The sequence below is a fragment of the Rahnella sp. PD4 genome (genome assembly GCF_049199325.1).
GTDB lineage: Bacteria > Pseudomonadota > Gammaproteobacteria > Enterobacterales > Enterobacteriaceae > Rahnella > Rahnella perminowiae.
Genome location: NZ_JBLZQF010000002.1, coordinates 869006 through 883753 on the forward strand (window position 1 = coordinate 869006; position 14748 = coordinate 883753).

The following is a 14748-nucleotide window of genomic DNA, read 5'->3' on the forward strand; positions in this document are numbered from 1 at the left end:
TCAGCACGGCCGATAGCAATAAAACGTTCCGCTGTGCAGTTTAACGGAAAGCCGAAACAGCGAGAAGCAGTGAAGCGGTAATGATTCCGATAGTTTCTGTTTTTGACGCTTCGTGCGACCGGTTTGTGAGCTGCGTTGTAATTAATATGTAAACACATTGATAAAGAAATGAGCATGAACTACAACCATTGTATCCCTACAACAGGTCAGACCTCCTACGACTCAGGAGCTTTACTATGATGGTTCTTAGCATTGTTGCATTTATCGTGATCCTTGGTGCGTTGTTCTATCACAAGGTCAACCTTGCCCTTAGCAGCCTGATTTTGCTGGCGTTTACAGCGGCCATGGGCGCTATTCATCTGTGGACGCTGTGGTTGTTATTGCCGCTGGCGATCATTCTTCTGCCTTTCAATATTCCTGCCCTGCGTCGCGCCTTATTCTCCGGCCCCGCGCTGCGTACCTTCCGTAAAGTGATGCCTGCTATGTCCCGTACGGAAAAAGAAGCGATTGAAGCGGGCACTACCTGGTGGGAAGGCGACCTGTTTGGTGGCAAGCCGGACTGGGAGAAATTACAGAATTACCCTGAGCAGCAACTGACAGAAGAAGAACAGCGTTTTATTGACGGGCCGGTTGAAGAAGCCTGCCGCATGGCTAATGATTTTCAGATCACCCACGAACTGGCTGATTTGCCGCCGGAACTGTGGGCATATCTGAAAGAGCACCGCTTCTTCGCGATGATCATTAAGAAAGAATATGGTGGCCTGGAATTCTCAGCTTACGCACAGGCGCGTGTGCTGCAAAAGCTGGCCGGTGTGTCGGGCATTCTGGCGATCACCGTCGGTGTACCGAACTCCCTCGGGCCGGGCGAACTGCTGCAACATTACGGTACCGAAGAGCAGAAAGATCACTATCTGCCACGTCTGGCCGCCGGTCTGGAAATCCCGTGTTTCGCCCTGACCAGCCCGGAAGCGGGTTCTGATGCCGGAGCCATCCCTGATTTCGGTATCGTGTGTAAAGGTCAGTGGCAGGGGAAAGAAGTGCTCGGCATGCGCCTGACCTGGAACAAGCGTTACATCACGCTGGCACCTATCGCCACCGTACTGGGCCTGGCGTTTAAACTGAAAGATCCCGATCACCTGCTCGGCAGCGAAACTGATTTAGGCATTACCTGTGCACTGATCCCAACCGACACCGCCGGTGTGGAAATTGGTCACCGTCACTTCCCGCTGAATGTGCCCTTCCAGAACGGTCCGACACGTGGCAGCGATATCTTTGTCCCGATCGATTACATCATTGGCGGCCCGAAAATGGCCGGTCAGGGCTGGCGGATGCTGGTGGAATGTCTTTCTGTGGGCCGGGGCATCACGCTGCCCTCTAACTCGACCGGCAGCCTGAAATCTCTGGCGCTGGCGACCGGTGCTTATGCTTATATCCGCCGTCAGTTCAAACTGCCGATCGGTAAAATGGAAGGTATTGAAGAACCGCTGGCACGCATTGCCGGTAATGCTTATGTGATGGATGCCGCCGCGACGCTTATCACTAACGGTATTATGCTGGGTGAAAAACCGGCGGTGCTGTCCGCTATCGTGAAATACCACTGTACACACCGCGGGCAGCGCGCCGTGATGGATGCGATGGATATCACCGGCGGTAAAGGCATTATGCTCGGCACCAGTAACTTCGTGGCCCGCTCTTATCAGGGCGCGCCGATTGCAATTACCGTGGAAGGTGCCAACATTCTGACCCGCAGCATGATCATCTTCGGTCAGGGTGCGATCCGCTGCCATCCTTATGTGCTTCGTGAAATGGCGGCGGCGGAGAAAAATGATCTGGATGATTTCGACCGCGCGCTGTTCGGACATATCGGCCACGTGGGTAGCAACCAAATGCGCAGTTTCTGGCTTGGCCTGACTGACGGTCGTACCAGCGATACGCCGGTTAATGATAAAACTGCCCGTTATTACCAGCACATCAACCGTCTGAGCGCCAATCTGGCCCTGCTGGCTGACGTGTCGATGGGGGTGCTGGGTGGCAGCCTGAAACGTCGCGAACGTATTTCCGCCCGCCTCGGTGATATCCTCAGCCAGATGTATCTGGCCACGGCGACGCTGAAACGCTATGACGAAGAAGGCTGTAACGAAGCGGATTTACCGCTGGTGCACTGGGGCGTGCAGGATTGTCTGCACCAGGCTGAAGTGGCTATCGATGACCTGCTGCGTAACTTCCCGAACCGTTTTGTGGCCGGTGTGATGCGGGTGGTGATTTTCCCGCTGGGCCGTTCGCATTCCGCCCCGTCAGATCGTCTGGATCACGAACTGGCGCGTATTCTTCAGGTGCCTTCGGCCACGCGTAGCCGCATCGGCCGCGGTCAGTATCTGACGCCAAGCGAGCACAACCCGGTTGGCCTGCTGGAAGAAGCATTGCAGGATATTCTGGCGGCAGAGCCGGTACATAAACGTTTATGTGAGGCGATGGGTAAAAAACTGCCATTTACCCGTCTGGATATGCTGGCGCAAAAAGGTCTGGATGCCGGTCATCTGAGTGCTGATGACGCCCGTATTCTCAGCCGTGCAGAAGAAAGCCGTCTGCGTTCGATTAACGTTGATGAGTTCGAGCCGGATGCCCTGGCCGCGCAAAAACCAGCCGCGGAGAAAAACGACGCAAAAAAGGATGAGGCGAAACCCCGCCACACCGAAGCTGCCTGAGTGAACCGTTAGCCGATAAAAAAGCCTGAGTGTTACGCACTCAGGCTTTTTGTTATTTGTGAAAATACATACCTATTACCCTAACGAGTTCCTGTCCCAGGACAAAGGCTTTAGCCTTTGAACAGCGCTCAAGCTGGCCCCGAAGGGGCGAGGCTTTGACGAGTAACGCGGCAGACAAGCGAGTCCCGATGAGCTTACTCAGGTAAGTGATTCGGGCGAGCATGTGCAGCCAACGCACCTGTGACGCGAAATATAACGGGTAATTTAGAAGTAGTATTTGAAGCGCACGCGCGCACCGTAACGCTCATCACTGTCATCATCGGCACTGTCAGCTTTATCTGCTTCCAGCATTGAGACGTAGGCACCCAGGTACACGTTAAAGTTTTCCATGTTCATGACGTTCGGGATCAGATAACTGGCGTGAATGGTATGAATGTCATAGCTGCCCGGCTCATCGAACCAGTCATCGTCGTAATCGGATGCACGAACGCCATTAATGTTGAAATCTTCAATTTTGTTATGCGCATAGATATAGCCCAGTTCGAAGCGTTTCCACAACGCATTGGCGCCGACGGTAAAATCTTTCTCATCCGATGCATCCATGTAGGCAGTGCTCAGGTTAGCCACCACGCCATTTTCAGGGTCAGCTTTCTGCCCGTCCCAGGTCATGGTCATGCCGTAACCATTACGTTTGGACTGGTCAACGAAATCGCCTTTATCGTTGGTGTAACCGTAAGCATTATTCACCACATTGGTTTCCATTGCGGCCGCCACCGAGAATGCATCACCTTTCCAGGCAATAATCGGGCGCAGATACGCAACGTTTTTATCATTTTCAAGCTCATTGCCATGGTAATTTTGCTCGGCAAACAGCGCGGAACCATCTTCCAGTAAGGTATTGAGCTCGAAATACCAGTTGCCGATGTTTTTATTCAACATGATGTTGCCGCCGCTGTCACTGCGCCCGCGCCCTTCTTTCATCATATAGACATAGCCGTAGCCGTCAGCGTACAGATCATTGGCGGTATTACCGGAGTACTCGACGAAAGTATCCTGATTAAGCGGGAACATATCATAAGCTTCGAAACGGCCGATTTTTGCCATCCAGTCTTTTTCTTCGCCGAAGAAGAAGGCGGCATCATCAAGCGTCATTGAACCGTTCAGGTCAGCCGTCGGCTGTACAGAAAATCCAGAGAATTGCCCGTTATCATTACGACGATAACCATCCAGCCCGATTAATAACCGTCCGTTAACATCCCAGCGTTCATGGGTTCCCGGTTTCCAGTTTTTATTATCCTGCGTTCTGACAGAGGTTAATTGACCGCTACGGCTTGCACCGTCGACATTAAATTCCACATCGCCGTATAGTTTTAAATTATCAAATCCATTAAGTGTTAACAATTTGTCTTTCGATATTCCATCTTGTTTAACTTCTACCGGCGTGGCTTCTTTCACGCTGGCTATTTGCTGCTCACGTTTCACATCCTGCTTCGTCAGTTGCTGGATCTGTTTTTCCGCCGTTTCCGCGCGCGCTTCTGCCTGCTGAAGACGTTGTTCAAGCTGCGCCATACGGGCTTCCAGACTGGCTGATGAACTCGCTGCCAGTGCGGGAGCAGACACAGCCAGCCCGACTAATAAAGCCAAAGTTGTAATCTTTCTCATAATTAAGATGTCCTTTCAATACAAATTAAATTCGCCATTTTAAAATAAACGGTGTTATTTCATTTTTATTAAAATAATGCCCGGAGGTTTCATAATGAGAACAGAAGATAGTTTTCGAAGGAATAATCTGTCAAAAATAAAAGCGGGGAAACGTGAAGTAAAACTGTAATAACGAAATTACATCACTGAAAAACCAATAAACGTAAAACGGGGCGCTTTTTTCATAAAAGCACCCCGCTAATTATTATTTATAATACACACCATCAGATATATTAAGCTGGCGAATATTTTATATCTTAGCCTTTTTTAGGACGAACTTTCGCCGTCAACCCTTTCAGGAAATAACGCATCACCTGATCGCCACACGGACGGTAATTTTTGTGGCCTTCTTTACGGAAGAACGCGCTCAGTTCGCCTTCAGACACTTTGAAATCAGCCGCGGTCAGGACAGAAATCATATCTTCGGTTTTCAGCTCAAACGCCACACGCAGCTTTTTCAGCATAATGTTGTTGGTCAGGCGTTTTTCCACTTCCGGTGCCGGGAAGCGATCGTCTTTGCCGCGTTTAAAAGTGATCAGGCCATTAAGGAAGTTTGCCATCACTTCGTCCGGCACTTCCATGTAACCTTCTTCGTCTTCTTTTTTCAGATAACGCGACATCACGTCGGGGCTGACAGGCGTACCGGTGGTTTTAAGGATCTCGATCAGCTGGCCTTCACTTAAATCCAACATGTAGCGCACGCTGCGTAAGACATGGTTATGCATCATAATTCTGTATTCCTGTTAAAAGTAAACCGAGGAAATGCCACCGGGTTTACCCCTACGCACCTCGAAGGCGGGCATTATACAAGAAACTTACAGGATTAGCTGAACTGACGGATCCGTGCAATAAGTGACTCCACATCGCCGATTTGTTGCGCAGTGAGGATCAGTTTTTGCCCGAGGCTCAGCGCATGGCGCTGGCAATCAGCGCGCATGGCATCATCTTTAATGGTATCGAGATCAGCAACATGCGCCAGGCCAACCGTACGACGAATCAACTCCGCGCCGCAGTAACCGACCGCGTCGTGCCAGACCTCCTGCAGGAAGAGTTCTGCATAACCCGGCTCTGCCAGCGTCGGATCTTGTGATTTATCCCGCGCCAGTTGCAGAAAACGCGCTGAGAAACTCAGCCACAGTTCGCGCACATCTTGCAGGCGCTGCTCGCGGCCATCCGCCGCTTCACGCACCCCAACCAGCCCAGGCAGACCACAATAGTTCAGTAGCAGGTTGCCGAGAGCCGAACCGGGATCAAAGCCCATCGGGCCGTAATAACCGAACTCCGCGTCGATGGCTTTCAGTTTGCCTTCGGCAACGAAAATCGAACCGCTGTGGATATCACCATGCAGCAGCGCCTGCGCCTTGCTCAGGAAACGGTGTTTCAGCGCGGCGACGGCCAGACGCAGCGGTTTATCCTGACGCAGCACCTCCACCGCCGGCTGCAATACCGGCTCAAAATTATTGCGCTCATGATCAACATACGGATCGGTGAAGAACAGATCTTCGGTGATCTGACATAATTCAGGGTTAGTAAAACGGGAGACTTCGGTTTTTTTGGCCTGCGCATTCTGGTAGAAATCGGAAGTATGGAACAGCGTCTGAGCCAGATATTCGCCCAACTGGGTTGCTGCCTGCGGGTAATGTTTTCCCAGCACCAGTTCACTGCGCCAGATATGATGATCCGACAAATCTTCCTGCACCATCACGGCCAGTTCAGCGTCGTGATGCAACACGTTAACCGTGTGCTGCGGGCAATACTGACCGTGGATTATCAGGGTTTCGGCTTCAATGCGCGCACGATCTAACGTCAGCGGCCAGGATTCCCCCACACACCGCACATAAGGGAGAGCCTGTTTCACAATCACCCGGCTTTTTCCCGCCGTATCGCGGATCTTAAACACCAGGTTCAGGTTTCCGTCACCGATTTCATCGGCCGTGACCAGAGATTGCGGATCCGCCACGCCACCAAACTGACGGGCATATTCAACGGCATCTTGGGCGGTAAAGGTGTAGTAACGTGACATCCTGACCTCTCGAATTCTTTTTTAGCCTTTAAAGCGTTTAGACGTCTATACATCCGTGAAGCATGTTGGCAGAATAAGTGAACAGATGCAACCGGGCAACAAGGATTTAACCAACAATGCAAAGCCTCACAACCACCAGTTTACGTATTCGTGAAAACCAGCTGTGGATCCTCGACCAGCAAGCTCTGCCGCAACGTTCAGACTGGCGCGAATGCCGCGACGTCAGTGAACTGGTGGATCACATCCGGACCCTGCGCGTGCGTGGTGCGCCGCTGATTGGTTTGTCCGCCAGCCTGCTGCTGGCATTGCTGGCTGAACAGGGCATGGCGCAGGATGAATTGCATCACGCGCTGGAAACCTTGCGTGCTTCGCGTCCGACGGCAGTGAATCTGATGAACAATCTTGACCGCATGAAGGCTGCATTGCAGCAGGCGGATTACGTGAAAGCGCTGACTGAAGAAGCTCTCCGTCTGGTGGATGAAGACAAAGCATTATGTGACAGCATTGCCACACACGGCTCGACGCTGGTGACGCCCGGCAGTCGCCTGCTCACCCATTGCAACACCGGCGGTCTGGCAACGGCAGGCATCGGCACAGCCATCGGGGTGATCCGCCGTGCCCATGAACAGGGCAATGTGGAACAGGTATGGGTGGATGAAACCCGTCCGCTGTTACAGGGCGGCCGCCTCACTGCCTGGGAACTTGGCGAACTTAACATTCCGTATCAGCTGATTTGTGATTCGATGGCCGCCAGCCTGATGGCACAAAAACGCGTCGATGCTATCTGGGTTGGCGCTGACCGCATTGCCGCCAATGGCGATGTCGCGAACAAAATTGGCACTTACAGCCTGGCGGTACTGGCGAAATATCACGGCATTCCGTTCTACGTTGCCGCGCCGCATACCACACATGATCCGCAGTGCCGGAACGGTGCCGCCATCCCGATCGAACAACGGACAGCGACTGAAGTCACCGGCGTTTCCGGCAGTTTCGGGGCCGTGCAATGGGCACCGTTCAACGCGCAGGTTTATAACCCGGCATTTGATGTCACACCGGCAGAATTGATCAGCGGCTGGGTGCTGGATGTGGGGGTGGTGACACCGGATCAGGTACAGGATGGTATCTTCCGTCAGGCATTAAGTTAAAACAGCCTGCCTGCAATACAGCGCCTGCGGGCGCTGTTTTTTTAAGCTACTGATAAGAAAAACTCACAAATGTAAGGAAATCGAAAACCAATATCTGTTAGGATTATTCTTAGCCAATTTAAATTTATCCCTTTTCTGCACCGGTTTTCGATGCCGTAAATAGAAAATCTGGCTATTGAGATAATTCGCGCCTTTAAGTGAAATATCAATTTCATCATATTGAGATGACATTAAGTCAAATTATTTTAATTTGGAACGGGCAGCTATTACCCGTTAATAAGACATTAAATGGACAAGGAATAGTAACATGAGGAAATCAGTTTTCGTTTTGTCGGCAATTATTGCGGCAGGCACATTATCAGGGTGCGCAACAGAATCATCACGCACGGTAGAAGTTCAGAAAGTGGCTTCTTATAACACGCAATATAATGGTCCGCGCAGCCCGATTTCTGTCGGTAAATTCGATAACCGCTCCAGTTATATGAGTGGCATTTTCTCCGATGGTGTCGATCGTCTGGGCAATCAGTCTAAAACCATTCTGGTCACTGACCTGCAACAAACGGGTCGCTTCAATGTATTAGACCGCACGAATATGGCGGAAATTAAAGAAGAAGCGGGTATCAAAGGCCAGGCACAAACTCTGAAAGGCGCGAACTATGTCATCACCGGCGATGTCACTGAGTTTGGCCGCAAAGAAGTCGGCGATAACCAGCTGTGGGGCATCCTGGGACGCGGCAAGCAACAAATCGCTTACGCTAAAGTCAGCCTGAATGTCGTTAATGTACAGACCTCAGAAGTGGTGTACTCCTCACAAGGTGCGGGCGAATATTCCCTGTCTAACCGCGAAATTATTGGTTTCGGCGGCACCGCCAGTTATGACTCAACCTTAAACGGTAAAGTGCTGGATTTAGCTATCCGCGAAGCGGTGAATAATCTGGTCAATGGAATCGAAAGCGGCGCATGGCGTCCGGCTAATTAATAATACGGATATTATAAAATGACAATATGTAAAAACCAAAGCGCCCTGATAAAGGGTGGCCTTATTACCTTAACGTTATTATTAGCGGGCTGTGCAAAGCAGGCGGATAAGTCACTTTATAATTGGGACAAATACCAGTCTACGGTATACCAGTATTATCAGGGTGACAAAGTGGGTCCTGAAGAACAAATCGCGTCATTAAAAGAATCGATTGAAAAATCCCGCGCCACCAATAAAGCCGTACCACCTGGCCTGCACGCGCAACTGGGATTGCTTTATGCCAATACGGGCCACACCGACCTGGCATTTCAGGAATTCAATACTGAGAAAAGTTTATTTCCGGAGTCAGCAACCTATATGGATTTCCTGCTGAAAAATAAAGGGAGTGTTAAATGAAACGTTTATTCCTGCTGACCGGCGTAGTGCTGACGTTACTGCTGACGGGTTGTGCGAAAAAAGCGTCCTACGATTACACCGCGTTTAAAGAGAGCAAACCGAGATCGATTCTGGTGCTCCCGCCGGTGAACCATTCTCCGGATGTGAATGCCAGTCACAGCATGCTTTCTACCGTCACCGCACCGCTGGCTGAAGACGGCTTCTATGTCTTCCCGGTGGCCGTCGTTGAGGAAACTTTCAAGCAGAACGGCATAACCGGTGCGGAAGATATTCGTGCCGTCAGCGCCGCCAAACTGCGTGAAATTTTCGGTGCGGATGCCGCGCTTTACATTGATATAACCCGCTACGGCAGCACTTACATGGTGGTTTCCAGCGAAACCCGTGTGACCGCTAATGCCAAACTGGTGGATTTACGCAATGGCAAAGTGTTGTGGACCGGTAACGCCACCGCTTCTGACAGCGAAAATGACAACAACAATAACGGTGGGATCATCGGCATGTTGGTTCAGGCTGCCGTGAAGCAAATCTCCAGCACGATTTCCGACAAAGGTCATGATATCGCCGGGCTCACCAGCGACCGTCTGCTGAGTGCATCTCAGACCGACGGCCTGCTGTATGGCCCGCGCTCACCGAATTACGCTAAGCAGGCAATGCGATAAAGGCCTAAAGAAAGCCGCCCCTTACGAGACGGCTTTCTGGCTTACTTGCCCGATGCGTCAATTGTCACAGAGAGAGAATTATTGGAGATACTCCAACTTCCTTTGCCCTGAAACATTGCCGCTCCGGTGACAACGATAAAGATACAGATGTACCGTTTCATTGTGCGGTCCTTGCAAAGACCGCTTCACGTCAACACCACCGGTGATATCTCCGTGAAAACAAGCGCTGGGTTGCGCCTGCGTTGACGGTCATTGGACATCCTTTTCTGAAACCGGTGCCCGTTTGCTAAGACGGCGTAAAGGGCCGCCATAATCATACACTTGTTGTCGACCAACTTGACAAAATTGTTCAGAAAGCAGACTATGTTGTGGCTGGGTTGCGCTTGCGTTACATCAGTAACGAAGCCCGCTGGAAAGGCCGCTAACCTGACCAGCACAAAAAAACCACCTTCTGGTGGTTTTTTTGTTTCTGCAGTACGCAAATCTTATTCACCCATTCTCGGGTACGCATCGGCAATCTTATCGCCGGTAAAATGCGCCACCCACCCTTCGGGATTATCGAAAACGCGGATTGCCGTGAACGACGGAGAGCCGCCCATATCAAACCAGTGGCGGGTGTTGGCCGGTACGGAAATCAGATCGTTTTTCTCGCACAGGATCTGGAAAATCTTGCCGTTCAGGTGCAGACAAAACAGCCCTGCGCCTTCGACGAAGAAACGCACTTCGTCTTCACCGTGCGTATGTTCGGAAAGGAATTTAGTGCGCAGCACCTCGCGTTGCTCGTTGTCCGGCCGCATGCTGATCACGTCCCAGCTCTGATACCCCTTCTCTTCGACCAGTTTGTCGATTTCATGCTGATAAGCGGCAATCACGTCCTGCGGCTGCGGGTTTGCGCCTAAATCGCGGTCAGCCTGCCAGCGTTCGAAACGTACATCAATTTTGCTCAGTTCGGCGGCGATCGCGTCTCCGTCTCGGCTTTCCCACAACGGTGCGGAAGGATCCTGGTCACTAAAAATCGTTAATGCACTCATGGTCAACCCTCTTATAAGAATGTTTCTAAGGCTATCTGATCAAAACGATTAACCTGCAGATGATCGCTGAGTTCATCAGCGTCATCGCGGATCAGCTGACAGGTATTCCAGCCCGCTAAACGCGCGGCGTCCAGCTCCTGACGAATGTCCGATAAAAACAGTAAATCCTGCGGCGGCAATATCAGTTGTTCAGCGATGTTCTGATACGATTCCGTTTCACGCTTGGCACCGACGCGGGTATCGAAATATCTGCTGAACAGCGGCGTTAAATCACCGGCATCACTGTAGCCAAACAATAACTTTTGCGCGTCTACCGAACCTGAGGAATACACGCAAAGTTGCAGCCCCTCCGCTTTCCACGCTTCCAGCTGCGGCGCGACATCGGCATACAGATGTCCGCGAAAATCACCGTTTTCATAGCCGGTACGCCAGATGATGCCCTGCAATACTTTCAGCGACGTCGATTTCACGTCGTTATCCATATACGTAAAGAGCTGTTCGATCAGCGCCTCGACGCTGGCCTGTGGCCGGTCGATTTCAGCGCGTAAAGCGTCCAGGGCAGCGGCGACGTCCGGCTGTTCGTGCTCATGGCGCAGGAAGTCGGCGAGACGCTGCCGGGCATAGGGGAATAACACCTGGTGTACAAAACGGATATCCGTGGTGGTGCCTTCAATATCAGTGACAATAGCGCGGATCATTTAGCCTCCAGCAGGCGACGTTGCAGTTCACACTGGAATAAAAACTCCAGCCCCTCCAGATGGCGGCGCGCTTCGGCCACATCCCGCCCCCAGCACGTCAGCCCATGGCCACGCAGCAAAAAACCATACTGCAACGGTGTGTGCTCCGCTGACGTCATGATCTTCTGCGCCAGCGCAGCAATATCCTGGCTGTTGTCGAAAATCGGGATCACCACCTGATCAAGGTGCGAGGTCTGGCCGCTGAGCGATTTCTGCATCTCATAACCTTCCAGCACCAGCGCACCACTGCGTTCTGCCCGGGATAACACCGTCGAATTGACCGAATGGGTATGCAGCACCGCACCTGTTTCAGGATAGCGGGAATACAGCATGGTGTGCAGCCCGGTTTCCGCTGAAGGACGACGTCCGCCGGGTGCCAGGCCACTGTCGAGTTCCACCCGCAGGAAATCTTCTGCGGTCAGTGATCCCTTGTCTTTTCCCGATTCAGTGATCAGGCAATGGGCATCGCCTTCGCGCACGGACATATTGCCGCCCGTCGCCGGGCTCCAGCCCTTCTGTCCAATCCAGTGACAGGCCGCCAGCAGCGCGCCCAGTTGCAAATTCTCTGTCATCGTATTCCTGAAAAGCTGTGGGTTGAGGGACGAAGTTCGGGATGAAACTGACGATATATTCAATGTTATGCGGCTTAGACCGAATTGGCATTTAGCCATCTAAGCGTCTCGATTGCCAAATATTAACATCGTGTTATATTGTGAGCAACATCGCTATTTGCACACCTGACGCCTGTCAGGTCAACGGTCCAGGAGTACTGACCCGCCATGAGCACAGCAGCACTGATCCCCGAAAGTAAACTTCCTGCTTTAGGCACTACCATTTTTACCCAAATGAGTGCGCTGGCGCAGAAACACAATGCCATTAACCTGTCGCAGGGTTTCCCTGATTTCGACGGCCCCGAATACCTGAAAAACCGTCTGGCTTATCACGTCAGCCAGGGCGCGAACCAGTACGCCCCGATGACCGGCACGGCACAGCTGCGTGAGGCAATTGCCACCAAAACCGAACAGATTTACGGCTATGCACCGGATGCCACCACCGACATCACCATCACGGCGGGTGCGACAGAATCGCTGTATATCGCCATCACCGCGCTGGTATCGGAAGGTGACGAAGTGATTGCTTTCGATCCGAGCTATGACTGCTATGCTCCGGCGGTAGAACTGGCGGGCGGCGTAATGAAACGTATTCAGTTGCAGCCACCGGAATTCAAAGTTAACTGGGCGGAATTCGCGGATCACATCACTGATCGCACAAAGCTTGTGATCATCAACACGCCGCATAATCCGTCGGCCACCGTCTGGAGCCACAGCGACATTGAGCAGCTCTGGCAGAGCATTGCGGATAAGCACATTTTCGTGCTGAGCGATGAAGTGTATGAGCACATCTGTTTTGCGCCGGAAGGTCACGCCAGTGTGCTGCGTCATCCGGAACTGCGTCAGCGCGCCATTGCCGTGTCGTCGTTCGGTAAGACGTATCACATGACCGGCTGGCGTGTGGGCTATTGCGTGGCACCGGCGATAATCAGCGCTGAACTGCGCAAGGTTCACCAGTACCTCACCTTCTCCATCACCACGCCGGTTCAGCTGGCGCTGGCGGATATGCTGCGTGAAGCGCCGGAACACTGGCAGGAATTACCGGCCTTTTATCAGGCTAAACGTGACCGTCTCGCGCAGGGGCTGGCTAACAGCCGTCTGAAGGTCTTGCCGGGTCAGGGCACCTATTTCCTGCTGGCCGATTACAGTGACGTTTCCGATTTAGATGATGTTGCATTCTGCCACTGGCTGACTGAACATGCCGGTGTGGCGGCCATTCCGATGTCGGTTTTCTGCGCCGCGCCTTTCCCACATAAACTGATCCGGCTGTGCTTCGCCAAACAGGAAGCTACACTGGACGCGGCTTCGGAGCGCCTGTGTCAACTTTAAAACTGTCCGTATTGCAACAGCCATTGGTGTGGCTGGACGGCGAGGCTAACCTCGCACACTTCGACGGCCTGCTCGGTGCACTGACCGCACGCGACCTGATTGTCTTGCCGGAAATGTTCACCACCGGTTTCGCCATGCAGGCACCGGGCAGCGCATTGCCTGAATCGCGTGTCGTGCAATGGCTGCAACAGTGGGCGAAACAGCTCGGTGCAATGATCGGAGGCAGCGTGGCATTGAGCACCACGGAAGGCGCAGTGAATCGTTTTCTGCTGGTCGAACCGCAGGGTAAAGTGCATTTTTACGATAAACGCCACCTGTTCCGTATGGCGGGTGAACACAATTATTATGTGCCGGGAAAACGTCGTGAAATCGTGGAATGGCGCGGCTGGCGTATTCTGCCGCAAGTCTGCTATGACCTGCGTTTCCCGGTGTATTCACGCAACCGGCAGGATTACGATCTGGCACTTTACGTCGCCAACTGGCCGGCACCGCGCAGCCGCCACTGGCAGACATTGCTTGCCGCCCGTGCGATTGAAAATCAGGCTTATGTTGCCGGTTGCAACCGTGTCGGCCACGATGACAACGGCCATTACTACAGCGGTGACAGCCTGATTTTTAATCCGCAGGGTGAAGAACTGGCGCGTGCTGAGCCGGGCTCAGCGATGATTATCGATGCCGAGTTGTCGCTTGAAGCGCTACAGGATTACCGCGAAACCTTCCCGGCCTGGCGTGATGCCGATACTTTTTTGCTTCATGATTAAGAAGGTTTAGCGCTTAAACAGCCTTCACAAAAAAATGCCCCGGACGTCTCTGCCGGGGCATTTTTACTTTATACCGTTCTGTTGGGTGGCCGCCGCGGTTAATTTCCGCCGATAAAGTCCGCTTTACCAATATTCACGCCCAGATGGCGCAGAATGTTATACGCCGTGGTGATATGGAAATAAAAGTTAGGTATGGCAAATACTGTCACGTAGCTGTGTGCAGTAAATTTCATTTCACGGTTTCTGCCTTTCACCACGATCTCACGGGATTCATCGCCTTCCAGTTGCTGTGCGTCCACGCTTTCGATAAAACGCAGTGTGTTGGCGATACGTTCCTGCAATTGGGCAAACGTCACTTCGTTGTCTTCCATCGCCGGCGCGGTAATACCGGCCAGACGGGCAACCGCGCCTTTCGACATATCACTGGTGATCTGCACCTGACGCGCCAGCGGATACATATCTTCTGCCAGACGGGTATTCAGGACTTCTTCTTCTGATTTGCCGTTTTCCTTTGCCCATGCCTCGCCCTTTTCCAGTAATGCTGAAAGATTCTGTAAACCACGAACAAACTGTGCCGCTGTACTGCCATAAAGCGATGCTGACATGATGCTTCCTCAGTGAATGACGGGTTAGAACAACTTAGAACAACCGGCGCTACCTTAGCGCGTTCC

Annotated in this window: 14 protein-coding genes; 7 read left to right on the forward strand and 7 right to left on the reverse strand. The window is 52.3% G+C overall.

The window, feature by feature from the left end; all coding sequences use genetic code 11:
* Nucleotides 1–236: 236 nt before the first annotated feature.
* The gene (gene fadE, locus ACOZIO_RS08610; RefSeq protein WP_217137896.1) at nt 237–2705 is read left to right on the forward strand and encodes an acyl-CoA dehydrogenase FadE; all 2469 of its coding nucleotides are present in this window, start codon (nt 237–239) and stop codon (nt 2703–2705) included.
* 264 nt (nt 2706–2969) lie between these two features.
* Here fadE and ACOZIO_RS08615 read toward each other — a convergent pair whose 3' ends face one another.
* From ACOZIO_RS08615 to mtnK, 3 genes are all read right to left on the reverse strand, one after another.
* A complete protein-coding gene (locus tag ACOZIO_RS08615; RefSeq protein WP_129955058.1) occupies nt 2970–4367 on the reverse strand; it encodes a carbohydrate porin in 1398 nt (465 codons plus the stop codon).
* A gap of 296 nt (nt 4368–4663) precedes the next feature.
* Nucleotides 4664–5134 (reverse strand): DUF1456 family protein, encoded by a 471-nt coding sequence (locus ACOZIO_RS08620; protein ID WP_015696175.1) that lies wholly within the window; start codon nt 5132–5134, stop codon nt 4664–4666.
* Nucleotides 5135–5229: 95 nt separating this feature from the next.
* Entirely contained in the window at nt 5230–6429 is a 1200-nt protein-coding gene (gene mtnK / locus ACOZIO_RS08625; RefSeq protein ID WP_421595185.1) for an S-methyl-5-thioribose kinase, read from the reverse strand.
* Nucleotides 6430–6545: 116 nt separating this feature from the next.
* Between mtnK and mtnA the strand changes: the two genes are divergently transcribed.
* From mtnA to ACOZIO_RS08645, 4 genes are all read left to right on the forward strand, one after another.
* Nucleotides 6546–7574: an S-methyl-5-thioribose-1-phosphate isomerase gene (gene mtnA, locus ACOZIO_RS08630; protein WP_129992263.1), complete on the forward strand. Its 1029-nt coding sequence runs from the start codon at nt 6546–6548 to the stop codon at nt 7572–7574.
* A gap of 307 nt (nt 7575–7881) precedes the next feature.
* Nucleotides 7882–8553 carry a CsgG/HfaB family protein gene (locus ACOZIO_RS08635; protein ID WP_015696171.1) on the forward strand — a complete coding sequence of 224 codons (672 nt, stop codon included), beginning with the start codon at nt 7882–7884 and terminating at the stop codon, nt 8551–8553.
* An 18-nt stretch (nt 8554–8571) separates the two neighbouring features.
* The gene (locus tag ACOZIO_RS08640) at nt 8572–8949 is read left to right on the forward strand and encodes a DUF4810 domain-containing protein (protein WP_129955055.1); all 378 of its coding nucleotides are present in this window, start codon (nt 8572–8574) and stop codon (nt 8947–8949) included.
* Entirely contained in the window at nt 8946–9608 is a 663-nt protein-coding gene (locus tag ACOZIO_RS08645) for a DUF799 domain-containing protein (protein ID WP_129955054.1), read from the forward strand. Before ACOZIO_RS08640 ends, ACOZIO_RS08645 begins: the two co-directional genes overlap by 4 nt.
* Before the next feature lie 485 nt (nt 9609–10093).
* Here ACOZIO_RS08645 and ACOZIO_RS08650 read toward each other — a convergent pair whose 3' ends face one another.
* Genes ACOZIO_RS08650 through ACOZIO_RS08660 form a run of 3 tightly spaced genes read right to left on the reverse strand, consistent with a single transcriptional unit; the run spans nt 10094 to nt 11948 of the window.
* Complete coding sequence (locus ACOZIO_RS08650; RefSeq protein ID WP_129955053.1) at nt 10094–10639, reverse strand: 1,2-dihydroxy-3-keto-5-methylthiopentene dioxygenase; 546 nt, start codon at nt 10637–10639, stop codon at nt 10094–10096.
* An 11-nt stretch (nt 10640–10650) separates the two neighbouring features.
* The gene (mtnC, locus tag ACOZIO_RS08655) at nt 10651–11337 is read right to left on the reverse strand and encodes an acireductone synthase (RefSeq protein ID WP_129955052.1); all 687 of its coding nucleotides are present in this window, start codon (nt 11335–11337) and stop codon (nt 10651–10653) included.
* Nucleotides 11334–11948, reverse strand: coding sequence for a methylthioribulose 1-phosphate dehydratase (locus ACOZIO_RS08660; protein ID WP_129992260.1), 615 nt, complete (start codon nt 11946–11948; stop codon nt 11334–11336). Before ACOZIO_RS08660 ends, mtnC begins: the two co-directional genes overlap by 4 nt.
* A 207-nt stretch (nt 11949–12155) precedes the next feature.
* Here ACOZIO_RS08660 and ACOZIO_RS08665 point away from each other — a divergent pair, with 207 nt between their 5' ends.
* Both ACOZIO_RS08665 and ACOZIO_RS08670 read left to right on the forward strand, forming a co-directional pair.
* Entirely contained in the window at nt 12156–13316 is a 1161-nt protein-coding gene (locus ACOZIO_RS08665; RefSeq protein WP_129955050.1) for a pyridoxal phosphate-dependent aminotransferase, read from the forward strand.
* On the forward strand, nt 13304–14077 hold the full coding sequence (locus ACOZIO_RS08670; protein WP_129955049.1) for an amidohydrolase: 774 nt from the start codon (nt 13304–13306) through the stop codon (nt 14075–14077). Before ACOZIO_RS08665 ends, ACOZIO_RS08670 begins: the two co-directional genes overlap by 13 nt.
* Nucleotides 14078–14175: 98 nt before the next feature.
* Here ACOZIO_RS08670 and ACOZIO_RS08675 read toward each other — a convergent pair whose 3' ends face one another.
* Nucleotides 14176–14682 (reverse strand): DUF1993 domain-containing protein, encoded by a 507-nt coding sequence (locus tag ACOZIO_RS08675; protein ID WP_129955048.1) that lies wholly within the window; start codon nt 14680–14682, stop codon nt 14176–14178.
* Nucleotides 14683–14748 lie beyond the last annotated feature (66 nt).